Genomic DNA, 23,066 nt, shown 5'->3' with positions numbered 1-23,066 from the left:
CCATGATGAGACGCAAACCGAGATGGTGGCTCTACATCGTGCTCGTCACGGGGTTCGTCGCGATGATTTTCCCGTTTATCTGGATGCTACTCGGCTCGTTCAAGACGAACGCCGAGATCCGCAGCGCCCCACTGAACTTCTTCCCGGAGAACCCGACGCTCGAGAACTACGTGCAGCTCTTCGGGCGGCTCGACTTCACGACCTACTTCACCAACAGCGTTGTCGTCGCGGTCTTCGTGACGCTTGGCAACATCGTGTTCTCGTCAATGCTGGGCTACGCGCTCGCGAAGCTTGAGTTCGCCGGCAAGAAGGTGCTGTTCGGTCTTGTGCTCGGCACGCTCATGGTGCCGGGCGTCGTGACCTTCGTGCCGCTGTTCGTGCTCACCTCGAACCTCGGCCTCGTGAACTCGTACCCCGGCCTCATCCTGCCGTTCCTGATCACGCCGCTCGGCGTGTTCCTGATGCGGCAGTTCATCCTGAGCCTTCCCGACGACATTATCGAGGCCGCCAGGATCGACGGTGCCAGTGAGTGGCGGATCTTCCTCCGGGTGATCATGCCGCTGTGCGGACCGGCCGTCGCAACCCTTGCGATCCTGACCTTCCTGGGCAGCTGGAACAACTTCCTCTGGCCGCTCGTTGTCGCCACGAGCGAGGACAAGTACACGCTTCCGGTCGCCCTCGCGCTCTATTCGGTCGGCCAGAACGCCTCGCAGTACGGCCTGATGATGGCGGGCGCCGTCGTGGTCGTAGTGCCCGTGCTCGCAATCTTCATCGCCCTGCAGCGCTACTTCGTTCAGGGCATCGCCCTGACCGGGATCAAATAGTAAGGAACACAATGACTTTTCCCAACGGATTTCTGTGGGGTGCCGCCACTGCGCCGCACCAGGTCGAGGGCAACAACACTTCCAGCGACTGGTGGCTGCGCGAGCACGGGCAGCTGCCGAGCCCGCATCCGGTCGAGTCGCCGAGTGGCGATGCCGCGGACAGCTACCACCGCTACCCGGAGGACATGCGCCTGCTCGCCGAGGCCGGGCTCACGAGCTACCGGTTCGGCATCGAGTGGGCCAGGATCGAGCCAGAGGAAGGCTTCGTCTCCCGGGCGCAGCTCGACCACTACCGCCGGATGATCGACACGGCGCTCGGCCTCGGACTCACGCCCATGGTCACACTGCACCACTTCACCAACCCCGCGTGGCTCGCGCGGGACGGCGACTGGCGCAACCCCGCGGTCGTCGACCGGTTCGCGCGTTTCGTCGAGTCGGCTCTGCCGATCCTCTCCGACGTCGACCTCGTCTGCACGATCAACGAGCCGAACATGGTCGCCATCATGGCGAACTCGCGCGAGGCGTTCCCGCACGTCGGCCTCCGGGCCGGCGACCCCGTCGTCACCGAGAACCTCATCGCCGGACACACGCGCGCGGTCAACATCCTGCGCGGCGCCGGCAAACGCGCCGGGTGGTCGGTCGCGACGCAGGCCTACCAGCCCGAGCCGGGCGCCGAGCAGGCGGCCGACGACTACGGATACTCGCGCGAAGACGTCTTCATGGACGCAGCGCGCGGTGACGACTGGATCGGCATCCAGGCCTATACGCGCACGAAAATCGGCGCGAACGGGCCGATCGCGATTCCGGCTGCTGCGGAGCGCACCCTCACCGGTTGGGAGTACTACCCCGGAGCGATCGAATTCGGCATCCGCCGCTCCTGGCAGCGCAACGGTGGCGTACCGATCTACGTGACGGAGAACGGCATCGCGACCGCCGACGACGCGCGCCGCATCGACTACACGACGGGAGCGCTCGAGGGGATTCTGAGTGCCATCGCGGACGGCATCGACGTGCGCGGCTACCTGCACTGGAGCGCGCTCGACAATTACGAGTGGGGCAGCTACGCGCCCACCTTCGGGCTCATCGGCTGGGACGCCGAGACGTTCGAGCGCCACCCCAAACCGAGCCTGGCGTGGCTCGGAGAGGTCGCCCGGGCCGGGCGGCTCTCAACCTCAACACCGTTCAGTTAAGCGTTCTCGTGTTGCGTTGTGGTTATGCGCGTACAGGGTGGGTGAGGCCGGTCTCCGACCGTCGGTTGCCGGATGTTTTGTCGGTTAGTTTGTTGACCCGGGTGTTCCCGGCTGATGTCATCGACGAGGTGGTCCAGGCCGCGGGGCGGACTGTGCAGCGAAACCGGTCGTTGTCGGCGCGGGTGATGACGTATTTTTTAATCGGGATGGGCTTGTATGCCGAAGAGTCCTACGAGGACGTGTTTGCTCAGCTCACGGATGGGCTGTCGTGGTCGTCTGGTTGGTCCGAGGCGTATGCGCCGCCGTCGAAGTCCGCCATCTTTCAGGCGCGTCAGCGGCTGGGGTTTGAACCGGTTCGGGACCTGTTTGCCCGTGTCGCACAGCCGCCGGCAGGTCCTGACACGCCGGGGTCATGATTGGCTGGATGGCGTTTGATGTCCATCGACGCGACGATTCTGGATCTGGCGGACAGCGTGGTGAATGCTGAGTTCTTTGGTCGCCCACCCGTCAGTCGCGGGGAGCAATCTGCTTTCCCGCAGGCACGGTTGGTGGCGTTGGCTGAGTGCGGAACGCATGCCAGTCTGGACGCGGTGATGGGCCCGTGCACGGCGTCGGAAGAGCTTGCCAAGTGGTTTGTGTAAGTGTTTCGGAATTGGTTGAGGTGTGGGTTGCTGGGTCTGGGTGGGCCAGGGCGAGCTGGTTGAGGGCGAGCTTCCAATTCGTGGTGATTTTGGCCTTCGACGAGGCGGCCTTCGGCCTTGCGTTTGGTCGTGCGGTTGCCTCCTCGTTCTTTGGCTCGGTCGCGGGCGCGTTTGTCTTCGATGTTGCAGATCGCCAGCCAGAGCATCTTGATCGCGGCCTCATCGTTGGGGAAGTTACCGCGGTTCTTCGTCACCTTCCGCAGCTGGTAGTTCAACGACTCAATGCTGTTAGTCGTGTAAATCACGCGTCTCAAATCGGGTGGAAGCGCGAGGAACGGAGTGAAGCGTTCCCACGCGTCCTCGAACGTTTTCACCGCTGCCGGGTACCGCCTGCCCCGGGGTGATGACGCGGACGATGAAGCAGATCTCGCGCCCTACTTCATGCAATACGCCATGGACGAGATGCGAATCGTCATGACACCGAGGCTGCTCCGCCTACGACGCCTAGTGATCGGAGAGGTCAGCCGCTTCCCCGAACTGGCCCGAGCCCTATTCGAAAACGGTCCCCAACGATCGATCCAGTCATTGGCCATCGTCATCTCCAAGCTCGTACAGCGCGGACTCCTGAGCGCACCGAGCCCAGCAGTAGCAGCCACGACCCTGAATTGGCTGGTACTCGCCGCGCCGGTCAACGAAGCCATGCTCCTGGGCGACGACGCCATCCCGACTACCACCGCCATGAAGGCCCATGCAGCGGAGGCCACGCGTGTATTTCTCACCGCCTACGACAGCGATACCGCCGCTTAGCTTTGCGACTCACACACTTGTTCGGGGGTCTGTCGGACTGGTCTCCCGGCTGCTAGACAAAACCCGTATGGATGGTCGCCTGGGCGAATTGACGTGGGGCCACATGGGGCATGGTCCTAGAGACTGGAACCCGCCGGGATATTGGGACGCACCGAGGGCCGCCACATCGTCGATGAGCAGCTCGTCGAGGATGTCAGCGCGGGTGTGGGTGGCGCCCTTCCGTGGGTTCGCGCCGATGCTCCCGATCATGGCTTTGATGACATCGCCGCCCTCTTCATTGGCCTTCGCGATCCGACCCCAGCGTCCGGCGGTATAGGCCGCGCGGACACCTGCAAATACCTGTCCCGCGGGCGGAAGGGCGAACGAACCGATGCTCGTGATCGTTCCCGCGACACCATCGGCGAGAGCCCACCTGTCGTCTGAGCTGACGTCGCCGTCCAACATCCCGTTGACGCCGGTAGCCATGTTGAGAACGCCCACACCGACCCCGAGAACCGAGAACACCGAAGCCCTTGCCGATCCGCGCTGTCTCCCGGCGAGATGCTGAACAGATACTGCAGCTCGTGCACCCAGAAACCGATGTCATCCACATTCGGGGACGCCGGCGTCGCGGGTAACGAAGACGTGGGGGTCATCGTTTCGGTATCGGTCATGTTCATCCTCTCCCGTGGAAAGTCGTACGGTCACGCATTCATTGCGATGTGGACATATGGCGGACGCCGCGAAGTATCGACGAGATGACGTCCCTCGTCGCTGGCGGGTACCAGTCCCCGGCGATGATCGACAGCAGACCCGTCTCTCCACGGTACGTGCCGTTGTTACGCAGCAGGTCGATGACCGCCCCGATTCGGGGATCCGACACCGTTGCTGGCAGGGTCCGCGCCCGCGCCAGAACGGACTTGCGCTCGAGGAACACAGACTCGTCAGCGATCTCGAGTCGATCACGTCCCATCGGATAGCCGCCGGTTTCGCGTACGACCCCGCGCTCGACGAGTGCCACATAGAGGTGGGGCACCACGGCGACAGTCACCGGCTGAAGCACCTTGTAGGCGAATGGGGGTCGTCGCCGAGCAGATACCGCTGCAAGGGCGTCATCCAACATGGCGGACCCGGTCGGCGAGTCGTCGACGACCACGAGGCGGGCGTTGTCAGCGGGCTCGGTTAGAAATCCGGCCTTCGGGTCTGTCAGGATGCGTCCTTCGAGCGCGAGTTCGATTAAAGCGCCGGCGCCCGGCATGATCTGGTCGGGTTCGAGCTGTCCCGGCCTCTGCTGGAGCATCAGCTGGACGTCTTCGGCGATGCTCGGCACCGACGTGGTGGCGTCTGTCATGGTCCTATTCTTTCAGGCCGACGGGGCAAGGTCACCATGGCCACGCATCCTCGACGAGGTTGCCTACTGTTTCGGCGCCATCAGAGACGGCATTTCCGACGTCCGATGCGACATCGGAAACGACCCCCGGCGTCGCCTGTCCGAAGTCGCCGATCTTGTCGATCTCCCGATTTGCCGAATCGGGGAGTAGTCCCCAGCGGGAATGTCGCTGCTCAAGGTCGATGAGCTGCTGACTCTTTCTCCAGCGGACGGCCGAGGCTCGTGGTTTGGCCCGGCGCCGGTAGATCGTGGGGCACGTGTCTCCGAACTCCTGGAGGGAGTTCGATAGATCGATGAGGTTCTCCAGCGACCGGTTGAGCCGGTCGAGTTTTTGTCACGACGAGCGGATCGCCGGTCCGGTTCGCTGAGCGAGCGCCTTGTGGCCTTGCCCGCGGTTAGTGGACACGGGGTTACGCGGCTTTAGCGAGCCCGCGTTCTGGTTTGATTATTGCAGTTCGAAGTCGACGGGGCTGATCTGGCCGAGGGAGGTATGCCGGCGGCGCCGGTTGTAGCGGGCTTCGACCCAGGCGCCGACTTCCCGGGATGCCTTGTTGTTGCTGGGCTAGACGCGTCGGTGGTAGAACTCGGTCTGGAGCGTGGCGAAGAAACTTTCCGCCATCGCGTTGTCCCAGCAGACCCCGGTGTAGCCCATCGACCGGGTGATGCGGTGCGCTTTAGCGAACGCGGTGATCTGCGCTGACGCGTATTTGGTGCCGCAATCGGAAAGAAAGATCACCTGCTCGGGCCGCTCACCGCAGAGCGCCATGGCCATGACCAGGGCGTCCTGGATGAGGTCGGTTCGCATGTGGTCGGCGATGGCCCAGCCGATCACGCGGCGCGAGTGCGCGTCGATCACGGTGGCTAAATACAGCCACCTTTCCCAGGTCCTCAGGTGGGTGATATCGCCCACCAGACCTGGTTCAGAGCCCCGGTATCCCACTGCCGTTTGACGGCGACGTCCGGATAGGCGTCCCCGGTTTGGCTGACCGTGGTGGTGCGCCAGCGTTTGGGGCTGATGCTCACCAACCCAGGCGGCGCATGGTGCTGGCCACGGTCGCGCGCTGAGTTGCCCCTAACGTGGCGACAGCTTGCGAAGGGCACCAGCCTTATGCGCGGCTTCGGCATCCGTTTTCTCAGATTTCACGATAAATGCAGGGTCATCTTTCGAGGCGTGGAACGTTTTGCCCGCGAAGTCAAAATCGCTCGTCTTCTTCTCGATTACCTCCCCCTGAGTTCGCCCCTGAGACGTCGCCCAACTGACCCGGTCGCCTGTGCTGAAGTCTGTCATCCTTGAAGCATACGGACGGAGACGGACCTGGGCTAGAGGGGTGGGCTGAGTGTCACGTTCTTGTCTGTTCTAAGGAATGATCGTTCCCGCGTAATTCGTTTTCCACGCTTGATTTGCCACGCGCTCGTGACGGCCCTCGGTTACGTCCCCGTGAGTGGTGTGGTTTCCCGCTCTTGAGCGTTGCTTCGTCAACGTAAAGAGCCACCGTGGGATGGTCAGTGAGTACCGACTAAAGCAACTCACAAAGGACACCACACGATGGCTCTAGACCAGTCTGCCCTGCTCGACCTGCTGGGAGAACTCAAACTCACCGATGTCACCGACCGCATCCGCGTCGCGACCGAAACCTTGTATCAAGAATTGATCGATGCGGAGGCGACCGCGTTCATCGGTGCAGCCCCGTTCGAGCGTTCTGGCGACCGCACCACTTACCGCAACGGCACCCGAGCGCGCACCCTGACGACCACAGCCGGGGGCCTCGATCTGAAGATCCCGAAGCTGCGCGCCGGGTCGTTCTTCCCCGCGCTCCTGGAGCGTCGCCGTCGGGTCGACCAGGCGTTGTTCGCTGTCGTGATGGAGGCTTATGTCCACGGCGTCTCGACCCGCAAAGTCGACGACCTGGTCAAGGCCCTCGGAACGGACATGGGGATCTCGAAGTCGGAGGTGTCCCGGATCTGCGCGGGCCTGGACGCCGAGGTGGCCGAGTTTCGCGACCGCACCCTCGCCGCCCAAGACTTCCCCTACGTGTTCCTCGACGCGACCTACTGCAAGGCCCGCGTCGGGCACCGGATCGTGTCCCAGGCCATCGTCGTCGCGGTCGGCGTGGCTGCCGACGGGCGCCGGGAAGTCCTCGGTTTCGACGTTGGTGACAGCGAGAACGAGGGCTTTTGGACCAGCTTCCTTCGGTCGTTGAAGACCCGCGGCCTCGACGGGGTCAAGCTGGTCATGTCTGACGCTCACACCGGCCTGAAGAAGGCCATCGGGACCGTGTTCCAGGGCGCCGGCTGGCAGCGCTGCCGGGTGCACTTTATGCGCAACGTCCTCGCCGTGATCCCGAAAGGATCCCAGGACATGGTCGCCTCGATCATCCGCACCATCTTCGCCCAACCGGACCGCGAACACATCGAGAAGCAGTTCCGAGAAGTCACGACCATGCTCGGCCGATCGCACCCCAAGGTCGCTGCCATGCTCGTCGACGCACAACCCGACCTCCTCGCGTTCGCCGCGTTCCCACGGCGACACTGGCGCCAGATCTGGTCCACGAACCCGCTGGAACGGGTCAACAAGGAGATCAAACGCCGCACCGACGTCGTCGGAGTGTTCCCCAACTCCGCGGCCCTGCTGCGCCTGGCCGGGTCGGTCCTGATCGAGCAGCACGACAAGTGCGAAGCCGGCGAACGCCGCTACTTCTCCGAAGCATCCATGCTCGAGCTGGCCACCATGAACAACCCCATCGAGGTCATCGACGAGGCGGTGATACTCCCCGAACTCGCCGCCGCCTAAGCTAGAACAGCTGACCCGCACGGTGTCGAGAAACTCCACCACTCAGCGGGACGTGACCCCCGGCGAATTCGATCTAGCGTGCTTCGCCAGTCCTCAAAGCCTGATGAAGACTTCCTTATCTCGACCGCCCGAGCTATTGGTACATCGAATGACGGAACGACCACTCTGGCCACTTCTTCCAAAAAGCCTCCCGGGTGGGTGAACCGCGCAGCCGAGCCCACCTTTGTGCGCAGGAGTTCGAGGTCTCGCTCGGTTGAGGGCACGTATTGTGCTCCTGAGGCGTCTGCGATGGCGAGGGTCTTGGCCAGGTAGTAGAAAATATGCTGGGTTTCCCACGGCTCGTCGCTGGGAATTGCGCCGCCGGAGAAGCTCAATGACAATCCACGTAGGTTGTCCCAGACGGCGAATGCGTCATCTGCTGTAGAGGGCTGGCGCGCCAGTGACTGCATTGCCTGCGAGCGAACGTCGTGCCGTACCGAAGTCGCCAAAGCGTCTCTGCGATCGGAGAGAATCGGCCACTGGCTTCGGAGAACCACGACGCCGCTCTTAATTAGCGATTCCAGCGAGTAGAGATTTTCGACTATTGCAGCGAAGCGAGCGACCGCCCTGTCCGGGTCGTCCCTAAACGCCATAAATGTACCATGTGTGCTCCATATTGCCGGACCGGATGTGACGGTGTTGAATTTTGCATCCTCTGGCCTACGCACTCGAATCGGGTGAGTCGTCGGCAGACGCGACCGATCGTCAAAGTAGTCAGCGAGCGGGTCAAGGACTAGGAGGTTGGAATAATAAAGCAGGGATCTACTTAGGTCGCCCCGGAGAAAGGGCTCGCTCCAGTAGGTGCCGAGCCAACCACCAACGAGGTAGGTGCCCCCAGGAATTTCGTCCTTGCTCTGTGCCTCAGACAACTCTCCCAAGAGACCGGCCAAGTCATCGAGTTCTGGAATCGTGAGCTTGCGAAGCTGCATTGGCGTGGGACGCGAGCCAAGAGCAGTCTCCAGGACGTCCAACGCAGTGGGAAGATCCCCAGGTCCTGCTATCGCCATGCGCGGCCTCTTTCTCGAATGGTTTTATCATCGCAGTCGTCAATTCACTCCAATCGCCTGTGCCCAGCACATGATTAGCGATTCAATGCTCCGCTTTCGGTGAAGTAGGCCGCCTTGTCATCATCAAGGTCGATCACCCCCGCCCGTTCTCCGTCGCGGATGACGGTTACGAGCATGTCCAGGACAATCACCGCGGCTCCGCACCATTCGTACATCGGCACGGTGTTGCTTCGGTGCGGGAACCGTTTCGATGCGTGCCATTTGCCGAAGTCGTTGTGGAGATGTCGACCGTAGAGCTCGATGAGCACACGTTCCCAGACCGGCGTCGCGTTTCCGTCGAAGCTTTGAGCCAGACGGGACGGGACGCTGTCCGCTCGCGCATACTTTTCCACCTCGCTGAGATGGGTCGATATGCGTCCATCCTCGCGCCTCATTTGGCGTCGAGCGGCATCGATCACCCGATGAACCTCAGTTTGCTCGCCTGTGGTAAAGAACTTGCGTAAGAGCGCCGCGTGTAGGTTCACAATCCAGTAGATACCGTCGCTGATGTGATCCTCATTTCGGAGGGGTAACTCCGGTAGTGGAAACGTTGCTTGGAGGCTCGCGTAGTCGCTGATTGCCTCCAGGAACATCTCGATGCGCACGCGGTCGTTAGGTGGATCTTTGAATTTGGCGTAGTGGTGGCGCGGATGTTTCGGTTGATTGCCTGCCATGAGACGACGGTAGATCCCAGCACCGACAGGCGTGCTGTTCTTGAATGGCAGACGAACTGCGTCTGAAAGCCGAACGGCTACCGGACGATCCCGCGTAGTCAGGGGCGCAGTCGCAGTTCCAGCTAATCAGACCGCACGGACGTATGTGGACAATACTTGCGAGGCGGAATATGGGCCGTCACCGTCCCTGTCGAGCTGCGGCGTGTCGAACTCGATCCAATAGACGAACTTGCTTTCCCGAGCCGCTGCCGGTGTGAGACCGTGCGCTCGTTCAGACGACTGGACGGTCCCGGAGCAGGGCTCGCTGAATGGGCCCCCGAAGATCGGATCACTCAGTATCCGCACTCGCGTGCCTGGCCGTAGAGCACGCGCAAATGTTTGACGAATCCCCATGACAGGGATTTTAGCGTCGCTCCTCAAACTCGGATTCCCCGTCCGCAAGGCGAACCTCAATCGATTCCGCCGGTCGTCAGCGGAAACGCTCTTCGTCGAACTGCTGAGTGCCGCCCTCCATAGTCCATGACGCGGCAAACGGCATCAGGGTCTCAATGGTGGCGACACGAACACCCTCGGCGGTCGGAAGAAGCACCCTGATGCCGGGGTAGTAATCGAAAAGGACCTGCCGGTCACGACCGCACGGTCCGACAACACCGCGCCCGTGATTGCCAACAGCGACGATTGTCGTGATTTCTCGCCCGCCCTGTGCACGCGCCGCGCCAAGTGCAACCAGCTCGGCGCACGGACCGCCGGTGAAGTGGAACAGATTCACCCCAGCGAACATGCGGCCGTCGGCGTCTCGAACTGCCGCGCCCATGGTGTGTGCACCATCTTCATCGGGCCCGGCGTCCGTGTTCGCGTCGATGACCTCTCTTGCGAGTTCAACGAGCTCAAGGTCTTCGGCCGTCGGCACTGCGAGTTCAGCGGTTGGGAGCATGAGCGTAATCCTACGGATCGAACCGAACGCAAGTCTTGGCTGGCATGTCCGTAAGCGGAACCTTCATGGGGCACAGAATTCGCCGCCAGTGCTTCGAGCCGGCGTTGAGCAGCTGGGTGGCGTTTGGGAACGTCTTACGGGCACTCGCCATCGCGGTGCTGGGGTTCTCTTTTCATCTACGCCGATTGCAATTGATCCCATGACGGGCGCGGCTTTGGAGTTTCTGAGCCTCGGCACGGTTGCGGATATCAGGCGGATGAGGGCGACGTGGAGTCAGCGACATCGTTGGTGCTTTGCAGTCGCAACTTGGTCAGGCACTGCTCGGAGTGATCGTCACGAAGAACGCGCGGGGTCTCATACGGTGGGCCAACGGAACGGTTCATCCGCCGTAGACGAGCGAGTAGCTGCTGTGCGATACGTTCCAAGTTGTTGAGTTACCGCTCGCGGTGGAACCGGGCAAAGTAGCTCGTGCGTGGCTCATAGGGATGAATCCCCAGTTGGATGACGAGTCCCTGGCCGAGGTGCTGTCCACCGGTCGAGCGCGCGGCGTCATGGCGGCAGCACGGGCTTTCAATAATGATGGCTAGCCCCGCGCTCGCGCTCATTGAACCACCGCTGAATATTGCCTTCTCAGGGAGCCAGGGGTGGTGCGGGTGAAGGTTGCTGTACCGAAACATGAATCGTGTCGCTCAGGTCATCGTTCCCTACCTGCGGGGCGAGAACATGGCATTCGCCTACTTGACCCTCGAAACGGTCGGCTTCACTTCACCGACGGCGGTGTCGGAGCACTGTGGATGAGTCTCGTCTGGACGTTGATCTGGGCTGCTCGCGGGCGCAGACTACAAGTCGGAGCGGAAGAGGGTGTTGTGATGGTGGACAGGATCGGCGACATCTGGGGCACCAGGACGCCTTTTGGCCGCGGCGAGAAGTGGCCGGTGCGTGTTGATCAGAAGTTGGCTGATGGCCTCGGTGAGGACGACGTTGATCGTTGGGTGCAGTCGGCTTGCACGCTATGCAGCAATGGCTGCGCGTGCGACATCGCGGTGAAAGACGGGCGGATGGTCGGAGTGCGGGGTCGAGCCATCGACACCGTCAATCATGGGCGACTCGGGCCGAAGGGCCTCTTCGGCAGTTGGCAGGGTATGTCGAACGGCGACCGGCTGACTCGTCCGCTCATCCGGATCGGTGGCGAGTTGGTCGAGACCGACTGGGACACGGCGATGTCCCGGATCGTCGAGCGAAGCAGGCAGCTCTTGGCGGACAAGGGTCCACTGAGCCACGCGTTCTATACCAGCGGCCAATTGTTTCTCGAGGAGTACTACGCGCTGGCAATTCTCGGCAAGGCTGGTATCGGTACCCCGCACATGGATGGCAACACCCGATTATGCACGGCGACCGCGGCGGCGGCGATGAAGGAGAGCTTTGGTGCGGATGGCCAGCCTAATAGCTGCGCCGACATCGACGAATGTGATGCGATGTTCCTATTCGGGCACAACATGGCCGAGACGCAGACGGTGCTGTGGGCGAGGGTGCTCGATCGGATCGCCGGGCCCGACCGGCCACGTATTGTCTGTATCGACCCGCGTGAGACTGAGGTGGCGCGGGTCGCGGACGTGCACCTTGCGGTGCGTCCAGGGACGAACCAGGCACTGATGAATGGTCTGATCCGGGAACTGTTCATGAACGGATGGATTGATGAGGCCTACATCGCGGCCCACACCATCGGAGTCGACAGATTGCGGGCCGTCGTGGAACCATGGACGCCAGACGCAGTAGCTGAAACCTGCGGTGTCTCGGTCGACGATGTGCGAGAAGCTGCACAAATTTTCGGCACGAGCGCCCGAGTGCTCTCCACCGTTTTGCAGGGCTTCTACCAGTCGGCGCAGGCAACCGCGGCATCGTGTCAAGTGAACAATATGCACTTGCTGCGAGGAAAACTCGGCGCGCCAGGAAGCGGGGTGCTGCAGATGAACGGCCAGCCCACCGCGCAGAACAACCGGGAGTGCGGAGCGGACGGAGACCTTCCCGGATTCCGCAACTGGGAGAATTCGGAGCACGTCCGCGAGCTCGCGACCCTATGGGACGTTGATATTTCGCTCATTGCGCACCAAGCTCCCCCAACCCATGCGATGCAAATCTTTCAGTATGTCGAGCAAGGCAACATCGAGTTTCTCTGGATCTCGGCGACGAACCCGGCGATTTCGATGCCGGAATTGGAACGTATCCGCGCCATCCTCGGCCAAGAGAACGTCTTCCTCGTCGTGCAGGACCTCTATCTCACCGAAACGGCGCTGTTTGCCGATGTCGTGCTGCCGGCCGCGGGCTGGGGCGAGAAAACAGGAACTTTCACCAACGCGGATCGTACGGTGCATCTCTCCGACAAGGCCGTCGAGCCGCCTGGTGAGGCAAGGAGCGATCTGGATATTTTTCTTGACTATTCGGCGCGGATGAATTTTCGCACGAATTCGGGCGCGCCACTTCTCGACTGGGCCGGACCGGAGGACGGATTCCGCGCGTGGCAGGACTGCAGCCGAGGCCGCCCGTGTGACTACACCGGCATCACCTACACGCGACTTCGAGGAGGAAGCGGCATTCCGTGGCCGTGTAACGACGAGCATCCGGAGGGAACAGTTCGACTCTACGGTGACGGCGTCTTCGCCACCGAGCCAGACGACTGCGAAACGTTCGGCCATGACCTGCTCACCGGTGCCTCGGCCGGTGAGCAGGCGTTCCGTGCGCTGGAGACTCACGGGCGCGCCGTTTTCAAGGCTGCACCCTATGCGCCACCATCCGAAGAGCCGGATGCCGACTTTCCGTTGCGGTACACGACCGGCCGCACCGCGTACCAGTTCCACACGCGCACTCGCACCGGTCGTGCCCGGCAGCTCAACGACGCGGCACCGTCGGCGTGGTTAGAGATCTCGGTGTTGGATGCTGGCCGGCTCGATATCGTGGAGGGTGACACTGTACGAGTCACCTCCCGTCGCGGTGCACTTGTCGTTCCCGCCCGCGTCAGCAATGTGCGCGAGGGTACGGTATTCGCACCGTTTCATTACGGCTATTGGGATTCGGGACGACCCGGTCCGGACGGTCACCCCACCGCAGCCAACGAACTGACGATGACAGAGTGGGATCCGGTATCCAAGCAGCCCCTGTTCAAAAATGCGGCTGTGCGGGTGGAGAAAGTAGCGGACGGTACCGGCCCGTCACCGGCTCCAACGACCGCAGCATCCCGCCCTGCGGATTCCGGCGGCGTGCCGGTCACGGTTGGCGGCCCGGACGCCGAGGCGCACGAATCAACATCTCCGATCAAGTTGCCCGCTGTCGCGCCCGAGCAGGGAAACTGATGCTGTTCCCTGCATGCATCATCCCCAGCCGTCGCCGGTTCCACCTTTCTGAAGCCAACTCAGCCGTAGGTGGCTCCGCCCGGGCGCTCAGCCGCAGCTCAGCCGGTGCTATCGAGAATCAGGCGCGCCGCTTCCGTTGGTTGGTCCCAGTGCGGGAAGTGACCGCAGTTTTCGAACCAGTGCAGCGTTGCATCCGGGAACAGCTCCGTGGCCCGCGCCGCCTCACTGGGAACGGTGACCTTGTCCTTCCGCCCCCATCCAATGACCACTTTGCCCTTGAGTGAACCGGCCGGTGCGCCTTCCTGGCGGGGTCCGTGAATCAGCGCGTTGAGGGCCGGGTCCAGGCTGGTCGATGTCTTGAACCCGCGAAGCTCGTGCAGGACCAGATCCTGTGGCAGCTTCCAGGGGTGGGCGGAGAACTGTGCAAACAGGGCCGTGCGACCCACAGGGTTGCCCGTGAGGAAGGGAAGCGCCGGTTGGATGCGGCGCACCAGTGCGACGGATGCCTTGATGCTTGTACCAAAGATCGCTGCCTGGCGGTCATTCCAGAATCCACCAGGGTCCAGTGCGACCGTGGTGCCAGCGTGCCCGCGGCGTGCCATTTCCATTACCATCCGGGCGCCCATGGAGCTGCCTACCAGATCAAGGTCACCCAGTTCCGCGTCGCGGATAAAGGCTTCGACGGAATCGGTCAGCGTGGCAATGGTGGTTTCGCCGGTCAGCGGCGCGGATTCGCCGCAGCCGGGGAGGTCGACGGCGATGACATCACGTTCAGCGGCCAGCGCCGGGATTACCGGGTTCCAGTTGCCAATACTGGAACCGACCCCATGGATCAGCAGGAGTGGCTTACCGGAGCCTTGCCGAGTTGAGTGCAACATGACTTCACTGTAGGGGCAGTGCAACATATCTGGCCAGAGGTTATCTGGCCAGAGGCCCGACGGCACAGCGATACGCCGTTAGGCAGCGCATCCAACGCTCAATCGCAGCTTGGGTAGGCAGTCCCATCGATCCGCAAGAGGGACGCCCTGCGGATACTCCCCCGCGACGACTGGGTTGCGCATCGCGCTTGGGCGGGACGTGCCCGTATGACTCGCCCGTTGAGGATTCGCCCTCAGGTACCTTTAGCGCGACAACCGTTCAACGCTCCAGCTGTGTTACTGCACCGTTTCGTCGTGCATCCATTCGCGCACGATAGGTGCCGGGTCCGTGGGGGCAACACTGTACGAGGGCTTCCAGTCAGCCGTGTTGGCGCCGGTGGCGTCGAAGAGGCTCAGTAGCTCGTCTGTCGTATTGGGGACCACGTATCTGCCGCACATGCAGTTGAAACTAGCTCTCCCCCGGCCTGATCAGCAATGAAATCGTCCCGACACCTTCTGAGCAACATCACTGAAGGGGACGTCAAGCCAGCCGAACGATACGGCACTCCGGGCAGCACCAGTACGGGCCTTCATCTGCGCCCTCAATCACCATGGGCACCAGGCACCGTTCACAGTTCGGCACACCCAGCTCGTCGTCCATGACGGACACACTGCGCTCGCACCCCGACTTGACCCTCAGGCCCGTCACCGGGACGCAATCCCCGGCGACAGCGGATTCCACGCGGCACGTGACGAGGACCCTTTCGCATGCTCGAACGCACGATCGGAGTCGCAACAATCGGCCCGCCAGCGCAAGGTCAGCACCCTCAACATCTCCGTCCTCGGCTCCTTCCTCGAATGGCGTGCCATCGTCTTCAGCTCTAAATGCCGACCCATCATGGTCAATACCTTCCCCTGGTTCCGCGACAAAACCCTCACCACCACGATCAACCGCGTCCCGACCAGGACACCGAATCTCGCACCGACGCCTATCGCCGTGCCGGACGACACCGCTGCAGCGGAGGTTGCGGCCCATGGCTGGGTATGACGACGACAACTCGTCAGACCTGAAGAGGCCGCGGTCCACGTAAGCCAAATGTTCCTCGACTGGCTCACCCGTCACCTCGCCACCGTCGAGGTCGTCGGCACCAAACCGACTCCGTGGTGCACCCAGTGGTGGCTGCACCCGGAGGTCATTGCCCGGTTTAAGGCCCTCTGGCAGGCCAGCATGCAAGCTGACGCCAGCGTCATGGACGGCGACGCCGGCGCCGTGTCGTCGTGGTGGATCAACCACTGGGACCGCCATACCGCCGTCATCTTCGACACAGGTAACGGGCCCTTCCGCAACTGCGATCCCGACCAAGGACACCTCCATCGCCGCAAGGACACAACCGCCCCGATCGTGCGGACGTCGATGCCGCCTGACGACGTGGAGCTGTACAGGAATTGTCCGGGACGGACGGCGAGCCAAGCCTCTTCCCGCACCGTCAACAGTCAGTCGATGACTCGTAGGACTAGCTCCGCTACCCAGGGATGGCGGACCTCAATAGTGGGCATGGGCCCCGGCCGCGGACACCCTCTATTATGGGCAACGCACGTGCACGTCTGTTTGGACGGTGCCCAAGGACCCCAATGCGCCTGCACGGTCACGAGCCGCGCCGACATTTCTCTCCCTACCGACGCACATTCTCCACGGCGTGTAACAGGCCCAGCTCGTCCCTGACTGGGTTGCCTTCCCAGTCACCTTCGACCGTGCACGCGAAAGCTCCGACGGTCGCGGCTGTCAGCAGCCGTTCCTCCGGGGTCACCCCGCGCAGTAGGTCAGAAAGATAGCCTGCGACAAAGGCGTCACCCGCGCCCACAGTGTCAACCGCGCGCACCGGGATGGCCGGCTGTTCGAAGTACTCCCCATGGATAAGGGCGACGGATCCGCGTGCTCCGAGCTTGATTACGGCATGTCGCGGTCCGAGTTCAGCGAGAGCTGATGCCTGGTCGCGTGGAGTTCCCGGGCCTACGACAAGCGCGGCTTCATCATCGCCGGCGAATACCAGGTCCGCCTGCTCGGTGAGGCGGCGGAAGGCCGCTGCCGCTGCCGGAGGTGCCCACAGAGCCGAACGGTAGTTGTAATCGAATGAGACCAGGGTGCCGGCCTCCTTCGCGCATGAGACGGCGAAATCAACTGCGTCAGCCGCTGATGCGGAGAGCCCGGCGGTGATGCCGGTGACGTGCAGAATTTTTGCCGATGAGATCGCCACCGTATCGACGTCCGAGGGGGAGAGCCGTGAACCTGCGCTGCCCGAGCGGTAGTACACGACCTTGATCGAATCTGCGGTTCGTCGTTCCTTGATCATGAGACCCGTTGGGGCAATCGGGTCGATGATGCCGTGCACGACGACCCCCTCGGCGCGTAATTCCCGGAGTACTCGCTCTCCTAGGCTGTCAGCGCCGACACGACCGATCCAAGTCACAGATGTGCCGAGACGGCGCAAAGCAATAGCGCAATTGCTCTCTGCGCCACCAACGGACAAGCCAAGGGCCGATTGATGCGCGAGAGAACCCGTGGCGTTCGCCTTGATGAGCGCCATGGTTTCGCCGAGGGTGACAACGTCAATGTCTCGCGTCATGCTCGCACCGACGAGCGTGCAGCGACGGCCTCGAGGACGCTTGCGGTCAATGTCCTGGCTCGCTCCTCGAGTGCGCCGAGGTCGCCACCCGAGAACGCATCCCCTAGAAGAGGGCTGCCTAGACTCACGGCACAGGCCCCGGCCGTGATCCACGCAGGCGCCTCCTCTAGGGTTACACCGCCGGAAGGGACGATCTCCATCCGCGGGAAGGGTCCCCAAATCAGGCTGAGATATCCAATCCCCACTCTTGAAGCTGGGAACACTTTCACTGCCGTGGCGCCTGCCTGCCAGCCCGAAAACAACTCTGACGGAGTCATTCCACCGGGAAATACAGGAACAGCTCGGTCGACGCAAGTGCGCACGACGTCAGGATTCGTCGTAGGAGTCACAATGAATTGCGCGCCTAGATCTAGACACTCCACCGCCTGGGCGACGTCCACGATCGTGCCAACACCGATTTCAACGTCTCCGCCGAAGCGGGCGAGCAGTGCAGGAAGTTCTTCGACCACACCCTCGGTACTGAGCGTCAGCTCAATCGACCGCACACCGCCTGTGGCGAGTGCTTCGATCACGGGCGCGTACTCACGTGCATGACTTGCCCTGAGCACGGCCAGAACCGGTGTCGCGGCGAGCAGGGTGGAAACGGCGGGCCTCTGAATATTCACTACCGTGCCATCCATCCGCCGTCGACCGGAATGACCACACCGTGGACGTAATCCGATGCGCGTGAGGCGAGGAAAATCGCCGCACCGGCGATATCGTCGGCAGCTCCCCACCGACCGGCCGGAATTCGCGCTGAGATCTGCTCGCTACGTTCTTCATCTGCCAGGAGGGCGGAATTCATTTCTGTGGCGAAGTAGCCCGGAGCGATCGCATTGACGTTGACTCCGCGAGCCGCCCATTCGTTGCACAGTGCCTTGGTCAATTGGGCGACGGCTCCTTTGGACGCCGCATATGCGGGAACACGCAGTCCGCCTTGAAAAGAGAGGAGCGAAGCTAAGTTGATGACTTTTCCTTCGCCCCGCTCCAGCATGGCGGCGCCGAATCCTGTGCACAGTTGAAAGACTGCGCGGAGGTTGACGTTCATCACTGCGTCGAAGTCGTCGAGGGGGAACACCACTGCGTCGTGCCGCACCTGAGTGCCGGCGTTATTGACCAGAATGTCGACGTGGTTTGAGGCGAGGACGACGCGGATCGCTTCGGCGATTGACTCGCTCTCCGACAGGTCCACGCTGATTCGCGTGACACGGCGCCCCGTCGCGGCAGCCAGGCTCAGCAGAGACTCTGGAATGTCGCCACGCTGCAGGGCGATGACATCAGAACCGGCACCAACAAGGCCTGATGCAATTGCCAATCCGATGCCCCGAGAGGCTCCGGTCACCACGGCGGTCTTACCGGTCAGGTCGAATGCGCTCATGATGCCACCGCCTCTTGTGAACTGACGTATACCTTTAGGCAGCCCGATGCCGCCATGGCCCGCTCGAAGGCCTCCGCGACGTGATCGAGTGGAAACACCTCGACAGGGATGCGTTCCAGTCCAAGCACCCCCGATTCGATCAGCGCAACGGCTTCTTCGAAGTCAGCGCGGGTGTAGACACGCACACCAACGACGGTGTTCTCGGCAAATGTCAGTGCCTGGAGATCGACCTCAGCGGGCTTCTTGTAGACCCCGACCAGGACGATCGTTCCTAGCACACGCACGCTCTTGCCCAAGTTAGCGGCCACCGAGGGGTGGGCTGCGGAGTCAAAAACGATGTCGGCGCCCGCGCCTTCCGTTGACTGAAGGATGCACTCTACGGGGTCAGCGTTGCCCGGCACTGTCTCGAAGCCCAGGTCTGCAGCGACGAGCCGTCGCTCCTCGCTCGGTTCCGAGATCAGGATCTGCCCGGCTCCCGCGTTGCGTGCCACCAGGGCCGTCAGGATACCGATCGGCCCCGCACCGAATACCATCACTGTTTCACCGCCCGCGAGCCCGGATCGGTGCACCGCGTGCACCGCCACTGCAAGTGGTTCCGCCAACGCCGCCTCACGCAAGGGAACACGCGCGTCAATCGGAATCAGTGACCCCACGGGAAGGGCGACATATTCCGCGAGTGAACCTGGCGAGTCGATTCCATGCAGCCTCAGTTTCGTGCAGACGTGTGAGTTCCCGGCTTTACATGGGCCACAGGACCCACAGGTGACCAGCGGTTCCACGGCGACGCGAGTGCCGACAGCCGGGCTACCCTCGCTTGCTGTTTCCACTATTCCGGTGATCTCATGCCCGAGAATCGCGGGCGCGGCGGCCCGCGGATGGGTTCCATGAAGGATACTGAAGTCCGTGCCGCACAGCCCGGTGAGTTCGATTCTCACCAGGGCGTGGCCCTTGGGCACGGTCGGCATCGGGACTGTGCGCACGTGGAGGGAGTCGGGGCCGATCCACACGGCAGCTCTCATTTCATTCTTTGCGGCTGATGATGATGAGTTGGTCATACCAGGACTTCCCTGTTGAGGATGTTGCGGGGGGTGCGACCGGCGCACACCTCAATGACGTTTTCGATGGTGCGAGTCTTCAACTCGCTATATGACTCCTCGCTGTACCACGCGACGTGGGGGGTGAGCACGGCGTTTTCCGCGTGCAGCAAGGGGCTGTTCACCGGCACGGGTTCTTCCTCGAAAACATCCAGCCCCGCGCCCTTCAGCCGACCGCTCGCCAGTGCATCCACGAGTGCATCCGTGTCGACGACGCCGCCCCGGCAGGTATTGATGAGAATCGCTCCGGGCAAGAACTTCCCGAGCGCCTGAGAATCTATGAGGTGCCGGGTGGCGTCGTTTAGTGGCACGTGTACGGACACGACGTTGGCGGTGGCGTACAGCTCGTCCAAGCCAACGAGTGGGATGCCCTCACTGCTGACTCCATCAACGGGAAGTGCGGGATCATGCGCAATAACGGTGTAGCCCAGTCCACGGGCCTTGCGGGCGGTGGCGGATCCGATGAGACCGAGGCCAACGACTCCGAAAACCCTGGTGCTGATGCGGTGAAGCGGTCGAAGGTCATCGATCCGGCTATTGCCGTGACGCACCTGCCTGTCGAAACGTACGATGCCACGTTCCAGGCTGACCGCCAGAGCGATCGCGTGATCGCTGACATCCTCGGTTCCATAGTCCGGAACGTTGCACACCGCCACACCGTGCCTTGTGGCTGCCGGCACGTCCACGGTGTCGTATCCGACCCCGTATCGGCCAATGGCTTTCAGCTGGGGCAGTGCCGCAAGCACGGTTTCCGTGATGGGTGCATATTGAACAACCAGGCCGTCCGCGTCCCTGCCGGCGGCAATCACATCGTCCTCGGTGCGGCATTGGGCGAGAACCAGTTCGACGCCGTGCGCCCGAGCCACAGCGGTTTCTTCGGCTGTCTGCGGATGGTCGCAGTCTGTGATGACTATCTTCATGCTGTCCAATCTGAGCGAAATGATTTGACAAAAAAGCTTCTCGCCGTAATGTATACCAAAAGAAAACCGGTTTTCTAGTGCTAGCTTTCTTTGGAAGGCTCACAGAGCCGGTTCAAACCCCAGCCACTTCAAAGGAGAAGACATTGACGAAACTCGACGGCAAGGTTGCATTGATCACCGGGGCTGCATCAGGTATGGGAAAGGCCATGGCCCTCGGCTACGCAGCCGAAGGCGCCCACGTCGTGATCGCTGATCTCAACATGGAAGGCGCACAGGCAGTCGTCGCCGAGATCACGGCTGCAGGCGGGTCAGCATCTGCCCGATCGCTGAATGTGGCTGACGAGGTCCAATCCAAGGAAATTGTGGACGCCATCGTCGCTGAACACGGTTCGCTTGACATCCTGGTCAACAACGCAGGCATCGGACTCATCAAGCCCGTTTGGGAGACGACTGCGGCGGAGTGGGACCGCATCTTCAGCGTGAACGTGCGCGGATTGTTCTTCCTGACGCAGGCAGCGTGCGAACCGATGCGTGCCCAGAAGAGCGGAAAGATCATCAACATGGCTTCCATCGCGGGGCGCCGCGGCGAGGCTCTCGTCGCCGCATACTGTGCATCGAAAGCCACCGTCATCTCAATCACGCAGTCTGTTGCCATGGCCATGGCCCCTTACGGAGTCAACGTGAATGCAATGGCACCCGGAATCGTTGACACACCGTACTGGAAAGAGGTCGACAAGCAGTTCGGCGAGATCACCGGTAAGTCCGAAGGAGAAACATTCCGCGACGCGGCAGCCGGAATTCCGCTCGGTCGCACTTCGGTCCCCTCAGATGTCGTCCCATTGGCCATTTTCCTGGCCGGGTCCGGCTCCGACTACATCACTGGCCAGACGTACAACGTAGAGGGCGGAATTGTCATGAGCTAACGTGCCGCGCCGCGCCGCGCCGCCCCACCCCGCTCAGACCCTGAACAACTATCGACAAAGGCCAATGATGACCAGCACTCTCTTCAGTGAAGATTCCCTCCTCTCCAGCTCACCCGCAATGCTGATCGGAGGCCAATGGACGCGGACCGAAGCCGCACGACCGGTGACGAACCCGTCGACAGGAAAGCAGATCGCCACCGTTCCGGAAGGAACAGCTGCACATCTCGAAGAGACGCTGTCGGTCGCTCGCCATGCGCAGAAGAACTGGGCGCGTAAAACCTACGCCGAACGCGGCGCAGTGCTGGAGTCTGTCGTTCGAATTGTGTCGGAACACCACGAGGAGCTTGCGCAGATCGTGGTCGCCGAACAGGGAAAGACGATCACCGAGGCGCGAGGCGAGATCGGCGGCGTGAAGGCATTCTTTGATTTTGCAATTAGTCAGAAGTACCGAAACGTCGGTGAACTTGTGGCTCCCTCAGCTCACGGCCGCCAGTTGATCGTGCGAGAAGAACCGATTGGGATCGTTGCGGCCATCATCCCCTGGAACTTCCCGGCCGCCATCTTCGCGCGGAAAGTAGCACCAGCGCTGATGGCCGGAAACGCGATTGTGCTGAAGCCGAGTGAAGAAACGCCCCTTTCAGCCATTGCGATGGCACGGGTGTGCCAGTTGGCCGGCGTGCCAGACGGCCTCATCAGCGTCATCACCGGCCCTGGTCGAGTCATCGGTGACGCAATTGTCCGCCACCCATCCGTCGGAATGGTGACCGTGACCGGCTCGACCCGGGCCGGACGACAGATTCTCGCCGCGACTGCCGAAAAGGTTATCCCGGTGTCGCTGGAACTCGGCGGCAAGGCGCCGGTTATCGTATTTGACGACGCCGAACTAGAGCTAGCGGTGCAGCAAGCCTTCGAAGCTCGGTTCTGGAACTGTGGGCAGGTGTGCACGTGCAATGAGCGCACTTACGTGCAGCGCGGTGTCTACGACGAGTTCGTGCGCCGGTTCGTCGCGAAGGTGAGGGACCTGAAGGTCGGCGATCCGCTCGATGACACGAGCCAGATGGGACCGAAGGTTTCTCAGGCGGAGTGGGACAAAGTGAAGTCGTTCGTGGACGGCGCCGTGTCTGCTGGTGCACACCTTGAAATTGGTGGTGGAAAACCAGAAGGTATGGAGGACAGCGACGGATTCTGGTTCGCTCCGACGGTACTTACCAACGTCACGAACGACATGGACATCGTCCAGCAGGAAGTCTTCGGCCCCGTGCTGCCGATCATCCCCTTCGATGACTACGACCAGGTGATCGAGTGGGCGAATTCCACAGAGTATGGCCTTACGGCCTATGTGTACACGGAAAGTATGCGAACCGCTCTGGCTGCGACCGACGATCTTGAGTTCGGGGAGGTTTATCTCAACCAGACCGGGCCCGAACAGGTGCAGGGGTTTCACACCGGGTGGAAGCTCTCCGGGCTCGGCGGTGACGACGGTGCCCACGGATTCGAGCGATACCTGCGTCGAAAGACTGTCTACCTCGATTACGCGAAGCCCTCCCGCTGACCGATAGTTTCAACCGC

Annotated in this window: 22 protein-coding genes and 2 pseudogenes; 10 read left to right on the top strand and 14 right to left on the bottom strand. The window is 62.1% G+C overall.

The features are described from left to right. Positions 1-2: 2 nt before the first annotated feature. The 3 genes and pseudogenes from CXY79_RS12175 to CXY79_RS16555 all read left to right on the top strand — a co-directional run. Positions 3-824 carry a carbohydrate ABC transporter permease gene (locus CXY79_RS12175; RefSeq protein ID WP_198411515.1) on the top strand — a complete coding sequence of 274 codons (822 nt, stop codon included), beginning with the start codon at positions 3-5 and terminating at the stop codon, positions 822-824. An 11-nt stretch (positions 825-835) separates the two neighbouring features. Further along, complete coding sequence (locus tag CXY79_RS12170; RefSeq protein ID WP_104101813.1) at positions 836-2,014, top strand: glycoside hydrolase family 1 protein; 1,179 nt, start codon at positions 836-838, stop codon at positions 2,012-2,014. 11 nt (positions 2,015-2,025) lie between these two features. Next, positions 2,026-2,613: pseudogene (locus CXY79_RS16555) on the top strand (transposase domain-containing protein); the annotation flags it as partial. 76 nt (positions 2,614-2,689) lie between these two features. On the opposite strand, the pseudogene CXY79_RS12160 reads toward CXY79_RS16555, so the two are convergent. After that, positions 2,690-3,056 (bottom strand): annotated as a pseudogene (locus CXY79_RS12160) (transposase); the annotation flags it as partial. 40 nt (positions 3,057-3,096) lie between these two features. On the opposite strand from CXY79_RS12160, the gene CXY79_RS12155 reads away from it, so the two are divergent. Then, positions 3,097-3,462, top strand: a complete 366-nt coding sequence (locus CXY79_RS12155) for a TetR/AcrR family transcriptional regulator C-terminal domain-containing protein (RefSeq protein ID WP_104101807.1) — start codon at positions 3,097-3,099, stop codon at positions 3,460-3,462. Positions 3,463-4,153: 691 nt separating this feature from the next. On the opposite strand, the gene CXY79_RS12145 is transcribed toward CXY79_RS12155, so the two are convergent. The 3 genes from CXY79_RS12145 to CXY79_RS12135 form a co-directional block, all read right to left on the bottom strand. Continuing rightward, on the bottom strand, positions 4,154-4,792 hold the full coding sequence (locus CXY79_RS12145; RefSeq protein WP_104101803.1) for a GPP34 family phosphoprotein: 639 nt from the start codon (positions 4,790-4,792) through the stop codon (positions 4,154-4,156). 601 nt (positions 4,793-5,393) lie between these two features. Then, positions 5,394-5,741: a DDE-type integrase/transposase/recombinase gene (locus CXY79_RS12140; RefSeq protein ID WP_158250288.1), complete on the bottom strand. Its 348-nt coding sequence runs from the start codon at positions 5,739-5,741 to the stop codon at positions 5,394-5,396. A 162-nt stretch (positions 5,742-5,903) separates the two neighbouring features. Further along, positions 5,904-6,119 (bottom strand): DUF2945 domain-containing protein, encoded by a 216-nt coding sequence (locus CXY79_RS12135; RefSeq protein WP_104101798.1) that lies wholly within the window; start codon positions 6,117-6,119, stop codon positions 5,904-5,906. 258 nt (positions 6,120-6,377) lie between these two features. On the opposite strand from CXY79_RS12135, the gene CXY79_RS12130 reads away from it, so the two are divergent. After that, positions 6,378-7,622: an IS256 family transposase gene (locus CXY79_RS12130; RefSeq protein ID WP_104101796.1), complete on the top strand. Its 1,245-nt coding sequence runs from the start codon at positions 6,378-6,380 to the stop codon at positions 7,620-7,622. Here the strand turns inward: CXY79_RS12130 and CXY79_RS15730 are convergent. The 3 genes from CXY79_RS15730 to CXY79_RS12120 all read right to left on the bottom strand — a co-directional run bounded on the left by CXY79_RS15730 (position 7,619) and on the right by CXY79_RS12120 (position 10,315). Continuing rightward, on the bottom strand, positions 7,619-8,590 hold the full coding sequence (locus CXY79_RS15730; protein WP_158250287.1) for a hypothetical protein: 972 nt from the start codon (positions 8,588-8,590) through the stop codon (positions 7,619-7,621). The two genes, CXY79_RS12130 and CXY79_RS15730, sit on opposite strands and share 4 nt — an antisense overlap. 152 nt (positions 8,591-8,742) lie before the next feature. Continuing rightward, complete coding sequence (locus tag CXY79_RS12125; RefSeq protein WP_146068135.1) at positions 8,743-9,381, bottom strand: hypothetical protein; 639 nt, start codon at positions 9,379-9,381, stop codon at positions 8,743-8,745. A 469-nt stretch (positions 9,382-9,850) separates the two neighbouring features. Further along, positions 9,851-10,315, bottom strand: coding sequence for a cytidine deaminase (locus tag CXY79_RS12120; protein WP_104101792.1), 465 nt, complete (start codon positions 10,313-10,315; stop codon positions 9,851-9,853). 675 nt (positions 10,316-10,990) lie between these two features. Here CXY79_RS12120 and CXY79_RS16740 point away from each other — a divergent pair. Together CXY79_RS16740 and CXY79_RS12115 are read left to right on the top strand one after the other, a co-directional pair. After that, positions 10,991-11,113, top strand: coding sequence for a hypothetical protein (locus CXY79_RS16740; RefSeq protein ID WP_255409036.1), 123 nt, complete (start codon positions 10,991-10,993; stop codon positions 11,111-11,113). 71 nt (positions 11,114-11,184) lie between these two features. Further along, complete coding sequence (locus CXY79_RS12115; RefSeq protein WP_104101790.1) at positions 11,185-13,662, top strand: molybdopterin oxidoreductase family protein; 2,478 nt, start codon at positions 11,185-11,187, stop codon at positions 13,660-13,662. A gap of 98 nt (positions 13,663-13,760) precedes the next feature. Here CXY79_RS12115 and CXY79_RS12110 read toward each other — a convergent pair whose 3' ends face one another. Both CXY79_RS12110 and CXY79_RS15725 read right to left on the bottom strand, forming a co-directional pair. Then, on the bottom strand, positions 13,761-14,606 hold the full coding sequence (locus CXY79_RS12110) for an alpha/beta fold hydrolase (protein WP_233191453.1): 846 nt from the start codon (positions 14,604-14,606) through the stop codon (positions 13,761-13,763). 210 nt (positions 14,607-14,816) lie between these two features. Continuing rightward, positions 14,817-14,978 (bottom strand): SOS response-associated peptidase family protein, encoded by a 162-nt coding sequence (locus CXY79_RS15725; protein WP_146068134.1) that lies wholly within the window; start codon positions 14,976-14,978, stop codon positions 14,817-14,819. Positions 14,979-15,615: 637 nt separating this feature from the next. On the opposite strand from CXY79_RS15725, the gene CXY79_RS16995 reads away from it, so the two are divergent. After that, a complete protein-coding gene (locus CXY79_RS16995) occupies positions 15,616-16,242 on the top strand; it encodes a DUF4913 domain-containing protein (RefSeq protein WP_104101782.1) in 627 nt (208 codons plus the stop codon). On the opposite strand, the gene CXY79_RS12095 is transcribed toward CXY79_RS16995, so the two are convergent. From CXY79_RS12095 to CXY79_RS12075, 5 genes are read right to left on the bottom strand one after another with little or no spacing between them, the layout of a single operon-like run. Next, the gene (locus CXY79_RS12095) at positions 16,193-17,143 is read right to left on the bottom strand and encodes a sugar kinase (RefSeq protein WP_198412874.1); all 951 of its coding nucleotides are present in this window, start codon (positions 17,141-17,143) and stop codon (positions 16,193-16,195) included. The genes CXY79_RS16995 and CXY79_RS12095 overlap by 50 nt on opposite strands. After that, positions 17,140-17,808: a bifunctional 4-hydroxy-2-oxoglutarate aldolase/2-dehydro-3-deoxy-phosphogluconate aldolase gene (locus CXY79_RS12090; RefSeq protein ID WP_233191452.1), complete on the bottom strand. Its 669-nt coding sequence runs from the start codon at positions 17,806-17,808 to the stop codon at positions 17,140-17,142. The genes CXY79_RS12095 and CXY79_RS12090 overlap by 4 nt, the downstream gene beginning before the upstream one ends. Continuing rightward, on the bottom strand, positions 17,808-18,560 hold the full coding sequence (locus CXY79_RS12085) for an SDR family oxidoreductase (RefSeq protein WP_304466199.1): 753 nt from the start codon (positions 18,558-18,560) through the stop codon (positions 17,808-17,810). The genes CXY79_RS12090 and CXY79_RS12085 overlap by 1 nt, the downstream gene beginning before the upstream one ends. Then, positions 18,557-19,615: a zinc-binding dehydrogenase gene (locus CXY79_RS12080; protein WP_199186763.1), complete on the bottom strand. Its 1,059-nt coding sequence runs from the start codon at positions 19,613-19,615 to the stop codon at positions 18,557-18,559. Before CXY79_RS12080 ends, CXY79_RS12085 begins: the two co-directional genes overlap by 4 nt. After that, positions 19,612-20,574, bottom strand: a complete 963-nt coding sequence (locus tag CXY79_RS12075) for a C-terminal binding protein (protein WP_104101771.1) — start codon at positions 20,572-20,574, stop codon at positions 19,612-19,614. Before CXY79_RS12075 ends, CXY79_RS12080 begins: the two co-directional genes overlap by 4 nt. 143 nt (positions 20,575-20,717) lie before the next feature. Between CXY79_RS12075 and CXY79_RS12070 the strand changes: the two genes are divergently transcribed. Beyond that, entirely contained in the window at positions 20,718-21,497 is a 780-nt protein-coding gene (locus tag CXY79_RS12070) for a glucose 1-dehydrogenase (protein WP_104101768.1), read from the top strand. 64 nt (positions 21,498-21,561) lie between these two features. Beyond that, positions 21,562-23,049 carry an aldehyde dehydrogenase family protein gene (locus CXY79_RS12065; RefSeq protein ID WP_199186762.1) on the top strand — a complete coding sequence of 496 codons (1,488 nt, stop codon included), beginning with the start codon at positions 21,562-21,564 and terminating at the stop codon, positions 23,047-23,049. Positions 23,050-23,066 lie beyond the last annotated feature (17 nt).

The organism is Cryobacterium sp. M96 (assembly GCF_002929845.1).
Taxonomy (GTDB): Bacteria; Actinomycetota; Actinomycetes; order Actinomycetales; family Microbacteriaceae; genus Cryobacterium; species Cryobacterium sandaracinum.
This window is presented reverse-complemented; position numbering and strand designations above follow the sequence as displayed.

Coding starts and splice junctions, on each gene's coding strand:
- CXY79_RS12175 (WP_198411515.1), top strand. CDS start 3: ATGATGAGACGCAAACCGAGATGGTGGCTCTACATCGTGCTCGTCACG.
- CXY79_RS12170 (WP_104101813.1), top strand. CDS start 836: ATGACTTTTCCCAACGGATTTCTGTGGGGTGCCGCCACTGCGCCGCAC.
- CXY79_RS12155 (WP_104101807.1), top strand. CDS start 3,097: ATGCAATACGCCATGGACGAGATGCGAATCGTCATGACACCGAGGCTG.
- CXY79_RS12145 (WP_104101803.1), bottom strand. CDS start 4,792: ATGACAGACGCCACCACGTCGGTGCCGAGCATCGCCGAAGACGTCCAG.
- CXY79_RS12135 (WP_104101798.1), bottom strand. CDS start 6,119: ATGACAGACTTCAGCACAGGCGACCGGGTCAGTTGGGCGACGTCTCAG.
- CXY79_RS12130 (WP_104101796.1), top strand. CDS start 6,378: ATGGCTCTAGACCAGTCTGCCCTGCTCGACCTGCTGGGAGAACTCAAA.
- CXY79_RS15730 (WP_158250287.1), bottom strand. CDS start 8,590: ATGCAGCTTCGCAAGCTCACGATTCCAGAACTCGATGACTTGGCCGGT.
- CXY79_RS12125 (WP_146068135.1), bottom strand. CDS start 9,381: ATGGCAGGCAATCAACCGAAACATCCGCGCCACCACTACGCCAAATTC.
- CXY79_RS12120 (WP_104101792.1), bottom strand. CDS start 10,315: ATGCTCCCAACCGCTGAACTCGCAGTGCCGACGGCCGAAGACCTTGAG.
- CXY79_RS16740 (WP_255409036.1), top strand. CDS start 10,991: ATGAATCGTGTCGCTCAGGTCATCGTTCCCTACCTGCGGGGCGAGAAC.
- CXY79_RS12115 (WP_104101790.1), top strand. CDS start 11,185: ATGGTGGACAGGATCGGCGACATCTGGGGCACCAGGACGCCTTTTGGC.
- CXY79_RS15725 (WP_146068134.1), bottom strand. CDS start 14,978: ATGTGCGGCAGATACGTGGTCCCCAATACGACAGACGAGCTACTGAGC.
- CXY79_RS16995 (WP_104101782.1), top strand. CDS start 15,616: ATGTTCCTCGACTGGCTCACCCGTCACCTCGCCACCGTCGAGGTCGTC.
- CXY79_RS12095 (WP_198412874.1), bottom strand. CDS start 17,143: ATGACGCGAGACATTGACGTTGTCACCCTCGGCGAAACCATGGCGCTC.
- CXY79_RS12085 (WP_304466199.1), bottom strand. CDS start 18,560: ATGAGCGCATTCGACCTGACCGGTAAGACCGCCGTGGTGACCGGAGCC.
- CXY79_RS12080 (WP_199186763.1), bottom strand. CDS start 19,615: ATGACCAACTCATCATCATCAGCCGCAAAGAATGAAATGAGAGCTGCC.
- CXY79_RS12075 (WP_104101771.1), bottom strand. CDS start 20,574: ATGAAGATAGTCATCACAGACTGCGACCATCCGCAGACAGCCGAAGAA.
- CXY79_RS12065 (WP_199186762.1), top strand. CDS start 21,562: ATGATGACCAGCACTCTCTTCAGTGAAGATTCCCTCCTCTCCAGCTCA.